This is a genomic window from Pseudomonas sp. GW823-FHT06B06 (assembly GCF_058795195.1).
This window is the reverse complement of record NZ_JBXAHO010000014.1, coordinates 63,865-78,125: the sequence shown is the minus strand read 5'-3', so window position 1 is coordinate 78,125 and position 14,261 is coordinate 63,865. Positions and strand designations below refer to the sequence as shown.

The window sequence follows — 14,261 nt, the reverse complement described above, 5'->3', positions numbered from 1 at the left end:
GCCTGCTTTCGGGCAGGCACGGCCAACAACGCTATAGATGCTCATGGAGCGAACAGTGATTACCTCATCGACCGTTGTAAATTCAGTCGTAGAAAAGCTTCGGGCCGCACTGGCCCGCGGTCAGTGGCGCTCCGGCGAAATGCTCCCGGGGCAGCGTGAACTGGCCGAACAACTGGGCATCAGCCGCCCGAGCCTGCGCGAAGCCGTCATCGTCCTGGAAACCCTCGGCCTGGTGCGCTCCATGCCGGGCAAAGGCGTGGTGGTGCTGGACGCGAATCTCAGCGACAGCCAAAGCCACGACAGCGCAGTGGCCGGGGCGAGCCTGGAAGACGTTTTGCAACTTCGCTACACCCTTGAGCCATTCATCGTCGGCCTGGTGGCGCAATCCATCAGCAGCAAGGAAGTCGGGCAACTGCGCCTGACCCTGATGGACATGCGTGAAGCCCTGGAAGCCAATGACAGCGAGGCCGGCGTGAATGCCTACATCGCGTTCCATGAAGAGCTGTTCACGCTGACGTCGAATCCGATTTTCCAGAGCGTGGTCCAGCAGACCAGCAATGCCCTGAAGCAGAGCGCCGACGTGTTGCGCAACTCCCCGGAGCACCTGGCTGAACGCCTTGAAGAAAACGAAGCGGTGGTGCGCGCGATCCGCAGCAAGAACAGTGCCCAGGCCAGCGCCGAGATGCGCCGGCACATTTTGCGCGAAGGCCAGCGCATGGGCATCGAACTGAATATTCCGGACGACAACCTCGGCAGTTGAATCCGTTTCAAATTGGAGACAGGCCATGAACAGCTTCGCCTCGCCACAGACTCTTGTTGCCCTGCCCTTTGCCCCGGCGGTAGAGGATCTGTACTCACGGGTGCTCGATGCCATTCTCGAACAGCGCCTCGACACCACCAGTCGCTTTACCGAAGAAAGCCTGGCGCAGGTGTTTGGTGTTCGACGCAGCGACATTCGTGGCGTGCTGACGCGACTCTCCCACCAGCAAGTCATTGTCCTGCGAGCCAACCACCGTCCTCGCGTCGCGCAGCTGAATGTAGAGCAAACCCGGCAGGCCTTGCACGCCCGGCGACTGACCGAACTCATGCTGGTGAGGCTGGCCTGCCAGCGCCCCTGCCCGCTTGTCCTGGAGCGCCTGCGGACACTGGTCGATAGCGAGCGCCAATGCACCGAGCGAGGCCCAGCGATTCGTTTGTCAGGGGAGTTTCATCTGCAATTGGCAGAGATGGCGGGTAACGCACCTCTAGCGCATTTTCTCAGCAGCCTGGTGCCACTGGTCTCGTTGGCGATTGCTCAATTTGATGTTGCGTTGGAGGACTATTGCGCATGGCATCTGCATGAGCAAATAGTGGATGCGTTAACGCGCAGGGACGCCGCGAAGGCAGTTATGTTACTGGACCGACACCTGGATCATCTGGAAGCGGTATTGCTGAACGCTCAACCGCTCTGCAGCCAGAAGCGTGTTGCCGGTTAACTCGCCGCTACTCGCGCGAAACCTTGGCGAATCTTTTCCTGCGGCAAATCATCGGCAATGAACACGATCACGCTTTCCCGGGTTTCATCGGCCGCCCACTCCGTGTCCCAGTCGAAACCGTAAAGCTTCAACACGCCCTGAAACACCATGCGCCGCGGTTCGCCGAGGATGTTCAACACGCCTTTGTAGCGCAGCAGTTGCTTGCCGTGGTCCTCCAGCAGTTCGTTCATGAACTCGCTGAGTTTGTCGATATCCAGCGGTTTTTCGGTGCGCAACACCAGGCTGGAAATACGGTCGATGGATGGGGCCTGGCTCACTGGGCGCAAACTCACGCCGCCGCCCAGATCGGCGTTGAGATTGAACCCACGCACGTCAAGCAGTTCGGCCAGATCGATCTTGCCGTGGTCGACCACACGGATCGGCGCACGCCGGTTGATACGGGTCAGGCGTTCACTTAACGCCGTGAATGCAGGTTCGTCCACCAGATCACGCTTGCTTACCAACAGCCGATCGGCGAAACCGATCTGCGCCTGGGCGATGGTCTGGGTCAGGTGCTGTTCGGCGTGTGCCGCGTCCACCAACGTGATGATGCCGTCGAGGATGTAGCGCTCGCGCAACTCCTCGTCGATGAAGAACGTTTGTGCCACCGGAGCCGGGTCGGCGAGGCCGGTGCATTCGATCACCAGGCGATCAAAGGCGATCTCGCCGCTGTCGAGGCGTTCGAGCAGCAGGTACAAGGCCTTGGTCAGGTCGGTGTGAATGGTGCAACAGACGCAGCCGTTGGCCAGCGTCATGACCTGTACCGGTTCGTCGCCCAACAGCTGGGTGTCGATACCGGCGTCACTGAATTCGTTTTCGATCACGGCGATTTTCAGGCCGTGCTCGGCTTTGAGCAGGTAGCGCAACAGCGTGGTTTTACCTGCGCCGAGGAAGCCGCTGAGGATCGTGACCGGGATTGGAGAGGACACGCTAAATCTCCTGTCGTAATGAAATGAAAGAAAAACACAAAACAGATGTGGGAGCGGGCTTGCTCGCGAAGAGGTCGTGTCAGCCGACATGAATGCTGAATGACACACCGCTTTCGCGAGCAAGCCCGCTCCCACAGGGTATTGCGTCAACCTGGCTGTTTAATCAACAGCACTTCGGCCCACCCTTGCCACCGTAGCGAGCCTCTTGGCGCTCGCGAAAGAACGCCTCGTAGCTCATCACCGGTTTGTCCGGGTGCTTGCTTTGCATGTGCTCGACGTAATTGTCGTAGTCGGGCATGCCGACCATCAGGCGCGCAGCCTGACCGAGGTATTTACCGAGGCGACTCAGGTCATTGAACATGCTGCAGTCCTCTGGTTATGCATCCGGCAGCGCCTGGAACGGCGATTCTTTATCCGTACGCTCTTTTTTACCCCAGGCGGCAATACCAACCTTGAGCGCATAGAACAGGATGCTGAACACCACGAACAGGAACAGCGCGGTCAGCGTGGCGTTGGTGTAGGCGTTGAAGATCACGTGCTGCATCTGAGTGATGTCCTTGGCCGGGGCGAGGATCTGGCCATTGGCCAGCGCATCGCTGTATTTTTTCGCCAGCGACAGGAAGCCGATGGCCGGGTTGGCGTCGAACAGCTTGATGAAGCCAGCGGTGGTGGTGCAGATGAGCAACCACACGGCAGGCAGCATGGTGACCCAGACGTAGCGCTGGCGCTTCATCTTGATCAGCACCACGGTGCCGAGCATCAGCGCGATACCAGCCAGCATCTGGTTGGAAATGCCGAACAATGGCCACAAGGTATTGATGCCGCCCAGCGGATCGATCACGCCCTGGTACAGCAACCAGCCCCACATGGCCACGCAACCGGCGGTGGCGAGGAAGTTGGCTGCCCAGGACTCGGTACGTTTCAGCGCCGGCACGAAGGAACCGAGCAAGTCCTGAAGCATGAAACGCCCGGCACGGGTACCGGCGTCCACCGCGGTCAGGATGAACAGTGCTTCGAACAGGATCGCGAAGTGGTACCAGAACGCCATGGTGTTTTCACCCGGCAGCACACTGTGCAGGATCTGCGCGATACCCACGGCCAGGGTCGGCGCACCGCCGGCACGGGCCAGGATGGTGGTTTCACCGATGTCCTTGGCCACCGCTTGCAGGGCTTCGGGAGTAATCGCAAAACCCCAGTTGCTGACCGTGGTCGCCACGGCCACCACATCACCGCCGACCACGGCCGCCGGGCTGTTCATGGCAAAGTACACGCCTGGCTCGATCACCGAGGCCGCGACCATGGCCATGATCGCCACGAAGGACTCCATCAGCATGCCGCCGTACCCGATGTAACGGGCGTTGACCTCGTTATCCAATAGCTTCGGCGTGGTGCCCGAGGAAATCAGTGCATGGAAACCCGAGACCGCGCCACAGGCAATCGTGATGAACAGGAACGGGAACAGACCGCCCTTCCAGACCGGCCCCGTGCCATCGATGAACTGGGTCAGCGCCGGCATTTTCAGCTCGGGCATGGTGATCAGGATGCCGATCGCCAAGGCGACGATGGTACCGATCTTGAGGAAGGTCGACAGGTAGTCACGCGGAGCCAGGATCAGCCAGACCGGCAAAGAGGCTGCCACGAAACCGTAACCAATCAGCATCCAGGTAATCTGCACACCGGTGAAGGTAAAGGCCTTGGCCCACACCGGGTCTGCGGCAATCTGCCCGCCGAGCCAGATCGACCCCAGCAGCAACAGCACGCCGATCACCGAAATTTCGCCGATGCGACCCGGGCGGATGTAGCGCATGTAGATGCCCATGAACATCGCGATCGGGATGGTCGCCATCACCGTGAAGATCCCCCACGGGCTCTCGGCCAGGGCCTTGACCACGATCAGTGCCAGCACCGCGAGGATGATGATCATGATCAGGAAGCAGCCGAACAGCGCGATGGTGCCGGGGATGCGGCCCATTTCTTCGCGGACCATGTCGCCCAGGGAGCGACCGTTGCGGCGGGTGGACATGAACAGGACCATGAAGTCCTGCACGGCACCGGCCAGCACCACGCCGGCAATCAGCCACAGCGTGCCGGGCAGGTAGCCCATCTGCGCCGCCAGTACCGGACCGACCAGCGGCCCCGCGCCAGCGATGGCCGCAAAGTGGTGACCGAAGAGAATATGCTTGTTGGTCGGGACATAATCCAGACCGTCATTGTTGAGCACGGCCGGGGTAGCCCGTCGCGCATCGAGTTGCATGACATTGTTAGCGATAAACAGACTGTAGTAACGATACGCAACCAGATAGATGGCCACGGAAGCGACCACAATCCACAAAGCGTTGATCGCCTCACCTCGGCGCAGTGCCACCACGCCCAGGGCGCACGCCCCAACGATTGCCAGCAGCAGCCAGGGTAAGTGGCGTAGCGGGCTATTATTATTTTTCATTTTATTATTCCAGCCAGAGTGGACAAGAAAGACAGCCACCTCGAGTTTAGCTCGCCTGACAGCAAAGGCCATACCCTGACGTTGGTCTAGACACCTGCCGGCGCTGGCAGCCTTTTGCAAGGCCAGTCTATAGTCAGCGTACATTTCCGAGGATCGCGCCATGAGCGAGCACCCTTCCGAACGTCGCCGCTTCAAACGTATTGCGTTCGATGCCAGAACCGATCTGAGCCAAGGAGCGTTCACCTGGCCGGTGAAGCTGATCGATCTGTCGCTCAAGGGCTTGCTGATCGAGCGACCGGAGCCGTGGCTTGGCAACGCGCAGCAGGATTTTTCTGTCGACATCCATTTGAGCGAAGACAACCACATTGCGATGGATGTGCAATTGACCCATGAAGACCATGGTCAATTGGGTTTCGTGTGCAGGCACATCAGCCTGGAGTCCATTGAACGCCTGCGGCGATTGATTGAATTCAATCTGGGCGATCCGCACGAGCTTGAACGCGAACTGGGCGCGCTCATCGAAATCTGAATGCCCCCTGTAGGAGCGAGCATGCTCGCGATGGACGTCAACGATGACGCGGGCTATCTGAATGAGCGCGTGATCCAACGTTTTTCGCGAGCATGCTCGCTCCTACAGGGGATTGGTGTTATTCGAAGAGGGCGTCGAGGGCCTGCTCCAGACGGGTGACCGCGATGATCTGCAAACCCGCAGGCGGCTCTTTCGGCGCATTGCCCTTGGGCACGATGGCACGTTTGAAGCCATGCTTTGCCGCTTCCTTCAGGCGCTCCTGACCGCTTGGCACCGGCCGCACTTCGCCGGAAAGGCCGACCTCACCGAACACCAGCAGATCATGGGGCAGCGGCCGGTTGCGCAAACTGGACATGACGGCTGCCATCAATGCCAGGTCAGATGCCGTTTCCAGTACCTTCACCCCTCCGACCACGTTGAGAAATACATCCTGATCGTGGGTGGGTATGCCGCCGTGCCGATGCAAGACGGCCAACAACATTGCCAGTCGGTTCTGGTCCAGGCCCAGCGTTACCCGGCGTGGATTGGCCAGGTGACTGTCATCTACCAGTGCCTGGACTTCCACCAGCATCGGCCGTGTGCCTTCCCATGTCGCCATGACCACACTGCCCGGGACTTCTTCCTGCGCGCGGGTCAGAAAAATAGCCGAAGGATTGGAGACTTCTTTCAGGCCCTTGTCGGTCATGCCGAACACGCCCAGTTCGTTAACCGCGCCGAAACGGTTTTTAACCGCCCGCAACAAGCGCAGGCGCCCGTCTGATTCGCCTTCAAAATACAACACGGTGTCGACCATGTGCTCCAGTACCCGGGGCCCCGCCAGCGCACCCTCCTTGGTCACATGCCCCACCAGGAAAATCGCGGTGCCACTCTGCTTGGCGTACCGCACCAACAGCGCCGCACTTTCACGAACCTGGGACACACCGCCCGGTGCAGATTGCAGTTGCTCGGTGAAAATCGTCTGGATCGAGTCGATCACCATGACCCGGGGCTTCTCCACCCGGGCGGTGGCAATGATGGTTTCTATGCAGGTTTCGGTCATGACCCGCAGCTGATCCTGTGGCAGCCCCAGGCGTCGGGCACGCATGGCCACCTGTTGCTGCGACTCTTCACCCGTGACATACAGTGCCGGCATGCTCTTGGCGAGATTGCACAAGGTTTGCAACAGAATGGTGGATTTGCCAATTCCGGGATCACCGCCGATCAGCACCACCGAGCCATCCACCAGGCCACCACCGAGCACCCGGTCAAGCTCACTGGAAGCCGTGGAAAAACGCGGGACCTCCTCGACACTGACTTCAGCCAAGGTCTTGATTTGCGCCTGCTGACCGGTCCAGCCAGTGCGACCGCTGGGTGCCGCTGCCCCGCCGCTCTCCACCATGGTTTCGGTGAGTGTGTTCCAGGCGCCGCACTCACCACATTGTCCGGCCCACTTGGGAAAGGTTGAGCCGCACTCGGTGCAGCCGTACATGCGCTTGGCCTTGGCCATCTGAACTCCCGGCAAAAACCGCGATGATAGCTCAGGTCAGCCGCCTCGGTGCGTTACGATCGATGACGGCCTGTCTTGAATGAATAAGTTTCAAATCAACGCTTCCAAACTTGCTCGACACGACTCAAGCACACATCTATAACTACACACAATCTAAGTACCAAGCACTAGTTACTTATACACAAAAACCAAAAACACCTTCCTTCCCGTTAATAAGCGCAGAAAAACCTGTACAAACACTAACCATTAACGACTTAAACGTACAACAACAGCTTGTTGAAAATCGCCACACGAATCTTGTCATCTGCTTTTGGTGCCGAGTGATTTTATCAAATGGAAACACCCGTCTAAAAAATGGCAACCAGATGACAGGCGTCGCAATATTCAAAGGTAAATCACACAGCGCAAATCATTGCGTCTTTCTCGCCAGTCACTCGCCAGATCACCAAATCCGAGAAGCGGCCGAGAAGCAATGATTGCGCATGGATAACCGGCATTTTGTAAACTTTTTGCCAAAGGTCCGGTCCTTTGCAGGCGAACCTCGCACGCAGTCGTTTCGAGCAGGATGCGATTTGCTGATTTACACTGCGTTCACCAACCTCATCTGTAACAAGGAAATGACCTATGGGCGTGTTAAACGAGTTCAAGGCCTTCGCGGTCAAAGGCAATGTGATCGACATGGCCGTCGGTATCATCATCGGCGCTGCTTTCGGCAAGATCGTGACGTCGTTTGTCGGCGATGTGATCATGCCTCCCATTGGCTTGCTGATCGGCGGCGTGGACTTCAGTGACCTGGCCATAACGCTCAAGGCTGCCCAAGGCGATGTTCCTGCGGTGGTCCTGGCGTACGGTAAATTCATCCAGACCCTGATCGACTTCGTCATCGTCGCCTTTGCGATCTTCATGGGCATCAAGGCCATCAACCGCCTCAAGCGCGAAGAAGCCGTCGCACCCACCCTGCCGCCGGTTCCGACCAAGGAAGAAGAGTTGCTCGGTGAGATTCGCGATTTGCTCCGGGCCCAGAACAATCGACCCTGAATCAAACGGCGCTTGCAAGGCGCCGTTTTTTTTTACCAGAAATTTTCCACTGCCACCTGACCTGGCCGCCGGCTGAGGCTCAAGTGCATATCGCGCTGCTTGAGCAATTTGCGCGTGTCATCGATCATTTGCGGGTTTCCGCACAACATCACTCGGGAATGTTCTGGTGTCAGCGCCACGCCAGCCGCCCGCTCCAGTTCGCCGTTTTCAATCAAGGTGGTGATCCGTCCGTTGAGGGCGCCTGGGAGCCGCTCGCGGGTCACAGTGTTGATCAGCTGTAATTTGTGGGCAAATGCCTTCAAATAGTCACGCTGTGCCAAGCCAGCGATTAGCGCTTGATAAGCCAGCTCCCTGGTCTCCCGGACGCTGTACACCAGGATGATTCGCTCGAATTTTTCCCATACCTCGAAGTCCTGCAGGATCGATAGAAACGGCGCCAGACCTGTACCGGTGGATAACAACCACAAATCACGCCCATCGACGAAGCGGTCGAGTGTCAGGTACCCGAACGCCTGTCGATCGACCAACAGCGTATCGCCGATGCCCAGCCGACTGAGCTCGCTGGTGAATTCACCGCCGGGTACGACAATGGAAAAGAACTCGAGAAACTCGTCGTAGGGTGAAGACACCATCGAATAGGCACGCCACACCGTACTGCCATCAGCCTTGATCACACCCAGCCGGGCGAATTGCCCTGCGCGAAAGCGAAAACCTGCATCCCGCGTGGCGCGCAGGGTGAACAGGTTCGGCGTCAATGGCTGGACGTCGAGCAAGGTCTGGCGGGTAAATTTCTCTTCACTGGCGGTCATGGGGTGCTCCCTTCAACACATAGCCGCAGTGTCTCGCAAAGTGGCACCCAGAAACACCGGCGATTTGTAGTGTCTTTAAAGCAGCAATATCGAATACATAGATATACACGCCGCCTCACCCCCTCCCTAACTAACCAGTTAACAACCGCTAGCCAGGATGCCAATATATTAACATCGACATTTATCAACTATCTTTCACACAAACTTCTCTTTAGAACCCACACCCCTTGTCACAACTTCATCTAGGACAAAAAAATTCTCACGGCGCTGTAAGAAAGATCCTACACTCCGATCCTATTGGGCATGAATCAAGCACTCGAGTGAATACACATTGGAGTTGAAAAATGGAAAGGTGGAAGGAATCACAGCTAAATCAGATAGCCAGCGCAACTGAAATCGACATCGCTTACCAAGGGTCACTCAGCCTCGCAAAAAATATTGGATATAAATATTTCGAATTTTCAGCAACTTATATAACCAAACCGGACAAGACAAAGACACTCAAATTCAATAATTACCCCGCCAGCTGGAATAACGAATATGAAGAGAAACAACTCAGAGATATCGACCCAATAGTGGCTTATTGCAATCAATCCATGCTGCCCATCCTTTGGAGTGAAGAGCTTTTTTCCAAGATCCCATCGATGTGGGAAGCGCTTGGGTTGCAAGGACTCCAGCATGGCTGGTCGCAATCGGTACATGACGATGAAAGCGGTTTGTGCAGCATCCTGAGCCTGGCCAGGAGCCATTGTCCAATCAGTGCATTTGAGCTGTACGAGACGCTCGGCTTTTCCGTCTTCATGGGCCGGCATCTGCATGCATTGGTTGTAAAAACGCTTCCCAAGGTCTGCCCAAAATTGACTGTCGCCCATTTGTCGCTGCGGGAAATTGACGTGCTGAAACTGGCCGCCGATGGAAAGACGGCCGAGGAAAGCGCCAGGATCCTCAATCTCAGTGCACGTACCATCAATTTCCATGTGCAGAGTGCGATTGACAAATTGGGTGTCAACAACAAGATTTCAGCCGTCATTGCCGCGGTCAAGGCCGGTTATCTCGGCAGCGGTGCGATGCGCTGATCACAAAACCTGCGAGTAATCCAAAAGAAAAAAACGTAACATTTACACCCCCCTTGAGTGATGACGTGTAAAAAGTCATGCCGCCGTTCACTCGCAAGGTCCCACCCGCAACAACGCCTCAGGGCCGCGGAACATCTTTGTCCATCTATCAGAGTCTCCTGCCCGATGCCCTTGCTCGAAACCCCGTTCGCCCAGCTCGACCTGATCCGCCAGCCCGAACAGCAAAACGAACCACTGCAAGCCTTTGATGCTGCAGATGAGTACCTGCTCAATCACCTGGCTGAACAACTGCCCGCGGCGAATACGCGGGTACTCGTGCTGAACGACAGTTTTGGTGCATTGGCCGTCAGCCTGGCAGGCAAGGTCAATGTGACCAGCAGCGGTGATTCGTTCCTGGCCTTGCAGGGCCTGGAAAAGAACCTGGCCCGTAATGGCCTGGCATTTGACGCTGTGCCTCACGTACCGGCCAGCGAACCGTTCACCGGGCCATTCGACAGGGTCCTGCTCCGGGTGCCGAAGACCCTGGCCTTACTGGAAGAACAACTGATCCGCCTGCAAGGCCAATTGGCGCCGGGCGCCCAGGTGATTGCCGGGGCAATGATCAAGCATCTGCCGCGCGCAGCCGGCGATCTGCTCGAACGCTATATCGGCCCGGTGCAAGCCTCGCTGGCGGTAAAGAAAGCCCGTCTGTTGATCGCCACGGCTCAAGCCAAAGCCACGGTTATATCCCCCTACCCGACCCGCTATCGACTCGATGAGCCTGCGATCGAACTGATCAATCATGCCAACGTGTTCTGCCGTGAAGGCCTGGACATCGGTACGCGAGCCTTCTTGCCGCATTTGCCGAAGAACCTCGGCAGCGCAAGGGTCGCCGATCTCGGTTGCGGTAACGGCGTGCTAGCCATCGCCAGCGCCCTGCAAAACCCGCAAGCGCACTACACGCTGGTAGACGAATCCTTCATGGCAGTGCAATCGGCCGCCGAGAACTGGCGCGCCACGCTGGATGAGCGGGAAGTGATCGTGCGGGCCGGCGATGGCCTGGCGGGGCAGGAACCCCAGTCGCTGGATGTGGTGCTGTGCAATCCACCGTTTCACCAACAACAGGTCGTCGGCGATTTCCTGGCCTGGCGGATGTTCCAGCAGGCCCGGGAGGCGCTGGTGGTGGGCGGAGCGCTGTACATCGTCGGCAACCGTCATTTGGGCTATCACAGCAAATTGGCGCGGTTGTTCCGCGGGGTCGAGCAAGTGGCAGCCACCCCGAAATTCGTGATCCTCAAGGCGCGCAAATAACGCGCAAGAAAAACCCTCCCGCTCGGGAGGGTTTTTCTTGCGCACCTGAGGCTGCGCGATGGGATGTCGATTGTTTCAGGGAGTGCTGAGGCCTGCGGCACTCATGAACATCCGCATCAGGCTGGCCACGATGAACAGCGCACCGACGCTGCCAGCCCAGATCATGGCCAACCAGCCGAGCCGCTGCCACAGCGGTTTTTTTTCGGCTTGCTCAATGTCGCGCAGGGAATGTTTACCGGTCATTGCTTCGATCTCCTTGCGATCGATGGCGCCGTGGCCGACGCCAACGCGGGTGCGTGACTAGTGGTATCCGTCTTCATGGGTAACCTTGCCGCGGAACACGTAATAGCTCCAGAAGGTGTAGCCCAGGATGAACGGGATGATGAACAACGTGCCCACCAGCATGAAGCCTTGGCTTTGCGGTGGTGCTGCAGCGTCCCAGATAGAGATCGACGGCGGCACGATGTTCGGCCACAGGCTGATCCCCAGGCCGCTGTAGCCGAGGAAGATCAGCACCAGTGTCAGCAGGAATGGCGTGTAGTGCGCGTTGCGGGCCACGGCACGGATCAGGCCATAGAGCGTCACCAACACCAGGATCGGCACGGGCAGGAACCAGAACAGGTTGGGCAAGGTAAACCAGCGGGCGGCGATTTCGGCGTGAGCCAGAGGGGTCCAGATGCTGACGATACCGATCACCGCCAACAACACGAACGCCAAGGGTCGCGCCAAGTCGTGCATCTGTTCCTGCAACTTGCCCTCGGTCTTCATGATCAGCCAGGTACAACCCAGTAGCGCATACGCGACCACCAGTGCAGCGCCGCAGAACAGGGTGAAGGGTGTCAGCCAATCCAGCGAGCCGCCGGCAAACTGCCGGTCTACCACCGGCAAGCCATCGATGAATGCCCCCAATGCCACACCCTGGAAGAACGTTGCGGCAATCGAGCCACCGATGAACGCCTTGTCCCACAGGTGACGCTTGTCATCCTTGGCCTTGAAGCGAAACTCGAACGCCACGCCGCGGAAAATCAGCCCGATCAGCATGAAAATCAGCGGTAGATACAACGCTGAGAGCACCACCGAATAGGCCAGCGGGAAAGCCCCGAACAATGCCGCACCACCCAGTACCAGCCAGGTTTCGTTGCCGTCCCAGACCGGGGCCACGGTGTTCATCATGACGTCGCGGTCGGTCTTGCCGGGAATGAACGGAAAGAGAATGCCGATGCCCAGGTCAAATCCATCCATGACCACGTACATCATGATGCCGAAGATGATGATCACGGCCCAGATCAGCGGAAGATCAATACCCATGATTCAAATCTCCTTGGTCACGATGGGGTCGGCATCGGCTTGCTCGTCGTCGGCTGCGGACAAAGGACGAGCGGGTGTGCGTTTCTTGCCGGGGCCACCCTCAGTGGTTTCCTTGCCTTCGTCGATCTTCGGCCCCTTGCGCACCAGGCGCATCATGTAGCCGAGGCCAGCACCGAACAGGGCGAAATACACCACGACGAACAGGATCAGGGTGATGCTCATCTGCATCACGCTATGGTTTGAAGACGCGTCCGCCGTGCGCATCAATCCGTAGACTACCCAAGGCTGACGGCCGATTTCAGTGGTGAACCAGCCCGCGAGAATCGCAATCAGGCCGGACGGCCCCATCCACAACGCCAGGTAAAGGAACGGCCGCGAGGTGTAGAGCGTGTCGCGTTTACGCAGCCACAGGCTCCACAGACCGGTGAAGATCATCAGGAACCCCAGGCCGACCATAATCCGGAACGACCAGAACACAATGGTCGAATTCGGTCGGTCCTCGGGTGGAAACTCCTTGAGCGCCGGCACCTGCTTGTCTAGCGAGTGAGTCAGGATCAGGCTGCCCAGGTACGGAATCTCGACGGCGAACTTGGTTTTCTCCTCCTTCATGTCCGGCCAGCCGAACAGGATCAGCGGAGTCGCCTCGTTTCCGTGGTTCTCCCAGTGCCCCTCGATCGCAGCGATTTTTGCCGGCTGATGTTTCAGCGTGTTGAGACCATGGAAGTCCCCTATAACGGCCTGGATCGGCGCGACGATCAGTGCCATCCACATCGCCATGGACAACATCTTGCGGATTGCCGGGTTGTCCTTGCCGCGCAAGAGGTGCCAGGCCGCCGAGGAGCCGACGAAGAATGCTGTCGCAACGAAGGCCGCCGTGGCCATGTGCATCAGGCGATAAGGGAAAGACGGGTTGAAGATCACCGCCAGCCAGTCGGTCGGAATGACCTGGCCATTGACGATTTCAAAGCCCTGCGGGGTCTGCATCCAGCTGTTTGAGGCGAGAATCCAGAAGGTCGAGATCAGCGTGCCGATGGCAACCATGACCGTGGCGAAGAAGTGCAAGCCGCGCCCGACCTTGTTCCAGCCGAACAGCATGACGCCGAGGAATCCGGCTTCGAGGAAGAAAGCCGTAAGCACTTCATAGGTCAGCAGCGGCCCGGTCACCGAGCCGGCGAAGTCCGAGAAACGGCTCCAGTTGGTGCCGAACTGATAGGCCATGACCAGTCCCGAGACCACACCCATGCCGAAGTTGACGGCAAAGATCTTCGACCAGAAATGGTAGAGGTCGCGGTAGGTGTCGTTATGGGTTTTCAGCCACAAGCCTTCGAGTACCGCCAGGTAACTCGCCAGGCCGATGGTGATGGCTGGGAACAGGATGTGGAACGAGATAGTGAACGCGAACTGAATTCGGGCGAGATCAAGTGCCTCTAAACCGAACATAAGTTTTCCTCTGTCAGGTAGTACGGCTGCGGGCTCGAAGCCTGCACCCACGGCCCCCACGGATATGGAGTGTGGCGAATCTCTATTTGTTCTTTTTTTGTACGCATCACAACGCAGGGAGTCTGGCCAACCGGCCGCCGGATCAATTCCTTTTGTGGGTTTTGATCTGGATCAAGCAACGATGAAAGAGTAGTCCCATTTGCGAGGTTGACCCGCGTGGTCTTTTGCCGCGTGACAAGTTGCCTCACGGCTTCAGAAACAGATTGAAATGAATGCCCAAGGAGCAGTTGGCAAACGGCTGGCGAAATCGATGCTTGGCTAACGAATTTTTTTCCCATGGCAACTTCCTGTTACAGGTTGGTGATAACCTCGCCCTTTCCCTTCCAAGACTTGCCTTCA

Annotated in this window: 15 protein-coding genes; 6 read left to right on the top strand and 9 right to left on the bottom strand. The window is 57.8% G+C overall.

Annotation, left to right across the window (positions count from 1 at the left end):
- Window positions 1–55 precede the first annotated feature (55 nt).
- Both AC1Q8Q_RS15035 and AC1Q8Q_RS15030 read left to right on the top strand, forming a co-directional pair.
- Window positions 56–760, top strand: a complete 705-nt coding sequence (locus tag AC1Q8Q_RS15035; RefSeq protein WP_179056638.1) for a FadR/GntR family transcriptional regulator — start codon at window positions 56–58, stop codon at window positions 758–760.
- A gap of 25 nt (window positions 761–785) precedes the next feature.
- Window positions 786–1,475: a GntR family transcriptional regulator gene (locus AC1Q8Q_RS15030; protein WP_168758971.1), complete on the top strand. Its 690-nt coding sequence runs from the start codon at window positions 786–788 to the stop codon at window positions 1,473–1,475.
- Here AC1Q8Q_RS15030 and yjiA read toward each other — a convergent pair.
- The 3 genes from yjiA to AC1Q8Q_RS15015 form a co-directional block, all read right to left on the bottom strand.
- The gene (gene yjiA / locus AC1Q8Q_RS15025; protein WP_151143311.1) at window positions 1,472–2,443 is read right to left on the bottom strand and encodes a GTPase; all 972 of its coding nucleotides are present in this window, start codon (window positions 2,441–2,443) and stop codon (window positions 1,472–1,474) included. The genes AC1Q8Q_RS15030 and yjiA overlap by 4 nt on opposite strands.
- Window positions 2,444–2,606: 163 nt before the next feature.
- The gene (locus AC1Q8Q_RS15020) at window positions 2,607–2,804 is read right to left on the bottom strand and encodes a YbdD/YjiX family protein (protein ID WP_008058222.1); all 198 of its coding nucleotides are present in this window, start codon (window positions 2,802–2,804) and stop codon (window positions 2,607–2,609) included.
- 15 nt (window positions 2,805–2,819) lie between these two features.
- A complete protein-coding gene (locus AC1Q8Q_RS15015; protein ID WP_083349772.1) occupies window positions 2,820–4,886 on the bottom strand; it encodes a carbon starvation CstA family protein in 2,067 nt (688 codons plus the stop codon).
- A gap of 160 nt (window positions 4,887–5,046) precedes the next feature.
- Between AC1Q8Q_RS15015 and AC1Q8Q_RS15010 the strand changes: the two genes are divergently transcribed.
- Window positions 5,047–5,415 (top strand): PilZ domain-containing protein, encoded by a 369-nt coding sequence (locus AC1Q8Q_RS15010; RefSeq protein WP_020798676.1) that lies wholly within the window; start codon window positions 5,047–5,049, stop codon window positions 5,413–5,415.
- A gap of 118 nt (window positions 5,416–5,533) precedes the next feature.
- On the opposite strand, the gene radA is transcribed toward AC1Q8Q_RS15010, so the two are convergent.
- Window positions 5,534–6,901 (bottom strand): DNA repair protein RadA, encoded by a 1,368-nt coding sequence (radA, locus tag AC1Q8Q_RS15005; protein ID WP_020798677.1) that lies wholly within the window; start codon window positions 6,899–6,901, stop codon window positions 5,534–5,536.
- Between the two features lie 624 nt (window positions 6,902–7,525).
- Here radA and mscL point away from each other — a divergent pair.
- On the top strand, window positions 7,526–7,939 hold the full coding sequence (mscL, locus tag AC1Q8Q_RS15000; protein WP_020798678.1) for a large-conductance mechanosensitive channel protein MscL: 414 nt from the start codon (window positions 7,526–7,528) through the stop codon (window positions 7,937–7,939).
- 32 nt (window positions 7,940–7,971) lie between these two features.
- Here mscL and AC1Q8Q_RS14995 read toward each other — a convergent pair whose 3' ends face one another.
- Window positions 7,972–8,748: a ferredoxin--NADP reductase gene (locus AC1Q8Q_RS14995; RefSeq protein WP_492615201.1), complete on the bottom strand. Its 777-nt coding sequence runs from the start codon at window positions 8,746–8,748 to the stop codon at window positions 7,972–7,974.
- 344 nt (window positions 8,749–9,092) lie between these two features.
- Here AC1Q8Q_RS14995 and AC1Q8Q_RS14990 point away from each other — a divergent pair, with 344 nt between their 5' ends.
- Together AC1Q8Q_RS14990 and AC1Q8Q_RS14985 are read left to right on the top strand one after the other, a co-directional pair.
- Complete coding sequence (locus AC1Q8Q_RS14990) at window positions 9,093–9,824, top strand: helix-turn-helix transcriptional regulator (protein WP_168758973.1); 732 nt, start codon at window positions 9,093–9,095, stop codon at window positions 9,822–9,824.
- A gap of 165 nt (window positions 9,825–9,989) precedes the next feature.
- Window positions 9,990–11,114 (top strand): methyltransferase, encoded by a 1,125-nt coding sequence (locus tag AC1Q8Q_RS14985; protein WP_492615200.1) that lies wholly within the window; start codon window positions 9,990–9,992, stop codon window positions 11,112–11,114.
- 75 nt (window positions 11,115–11,189) lie between these two features.
- Here AC1Q8Q_RS14985 and AC1Q8Q_RS14980 read toward each other — a convergent pair whose 3' ends face one another.
- Genes AC1Q8Q_RS14980 through AC1Q8Q_RS14965 form a run of 4 tightly spaced genes read right to left on the bottom strand, consistent with a single transcriptional unit; the run spans window position 11,190 to window position 14,200 of the window.
- On the bottom strand, window positions 11,190–11,357 hold the full coding sequence (locus AC1Q8Q_RS14980) for a DUF2474 domain-containing protein (protein ID WP_083349776.1): 168 nt from the start codon (window positions 11,355–11,357) through the stop codon (window positions 11,190–11,192).
- Window positions 11,358–11,414: 57 nt separating this feature from the next.
- On the bottom strand, window positions 11,415–12,422 hold the full coding sequence (gene cydB, locus AC1Q8Q_RS14975; RefSeq protein ID WP_008066100.1) for a cytochrome d ubiquinol oxidase subunit II: 1,008 nt from the start codon (window positions 12,420–12,422) through the stop codon (window positions 11,415–11,417).
- Window positions 12,423–12,425: 3 nt separating this feature from the next.
- On the bottom strand, window positions 12,426–13,862 hold the full coding sequence (locus tag AC1Q8Q_RS14970) for a cytochrome ubiquinol oxidase subunit I (protein WP_020798683.1): 1,437 nt from the start codon (window positions 13,860–13,862) through the stop codon (window positions 12,426–12,428).
- Entirely contained in the window at window positions 13,850–14,200 is a 351-nt protein-coding gene (locus AC1Q8Q_RS14965) for a hypothetical protein (protein WP_151143322.1), read from the bottom strand. The genes AC1Q8Q_RS14970 and AC1Q8Q_RS14965 overlap by 13 nt, the downstream gene beginning before the upstream one ends.
- Between the last annotated feature and the right edge of the window lie 61 nt (window positions 14,201–14,261).

Coding starts and splice junctions, on each gene's coding strand:
- AC1Q8Q_RS15030 (WP_168758971.1), top strand. CDS start 786: ATGAACAGCTTCGCCTCGCCACAGACTCTTGTTGCCCTGCCCTTTGCC.
- AC1Q8Q_RS15020 (WP_008058222.1), bottom strand. CDS start 2,804: ATGTTCAATGACCTGAGTCGCCTCGGTAAATACCTCGGTCAGGCTGCG.
- AC1Q8Q_RS15015 (WP_083349772.1), bottom strand. CDS start 4,886: ATGAAAAATAATAATAGCCCGCTACGCCACTTACCCTGGCTGCTGCTG.
- AC1Q8Q_RS15010 (WP_020798676.1), top strand. CDS start 5,047: ATGAGCGAGCACCCTTCCGAACGTCGCCGCTTCAAACGTATTGCGTTC.
- radA (WP_020798677.1), bottom strand. CDS start 6,901: ATGGCCAAGGCCAAGCGCATGTACGGCTGCACCGAGTGCGGCTCAACC.
- mscL (WP_020798678.1), top strand. CDS start 7,526: ATGGGCGTGTTAAACGAGTTCAAGGCCTTCGCGGTCAAAGGCAATGTG.
- AC1Q8Q_RS14995 (WP_492615201.1), bottom strand. CDS start 8,748: ATGACCGCCAGTGAAGAGAAATTTACCCGCCAGACCTTGCTCGACGTC.
- AC1Q8Q_RS14990 (WP_168758973.1), top strand. CDS start 9,093: ATGGAAAGGTGGAAGGAATCACAGCTAAATCAGATAGCCAGCGCAACT.
- AC1Q8Q_RS14985 (WP_492615200.1), top strand. CDS start 9,990: ATGCCCTTGCTCGAAACCCCGTTCGCCCAGCTCGACCTGATCCGCCAG.
- AC1Q8Q_RS14980 (WP_083349776.1), bottom strand. CDS start 11,357: ATGACCGGTAAACATTCCCTGCGCGACATTGAGCAAGCCGAAAAAAAA.
- cydB (WP_008066100.1), bottom strand. CDS start 12,422: ATGGGTATTGATCTTCCGCTGATCTGGGCCGTGATCATCATCTTCGGC.
- AC1Q8Q_RS14970 (WP_020798683.1), bottom strand. CDS start 13,862: ATGTTCGGTTTAGAGGCACTTGATCTCGCCCGAATTCAGTTCGCGTTC.
- AC1Q8Q_RS14965 (WP_151143322.1), bottom strand. CDS start 14,200: ATGGGAAAAAAATTCGTTAGCCAAGCATCGATTTCGCCAGCCGTTTGC.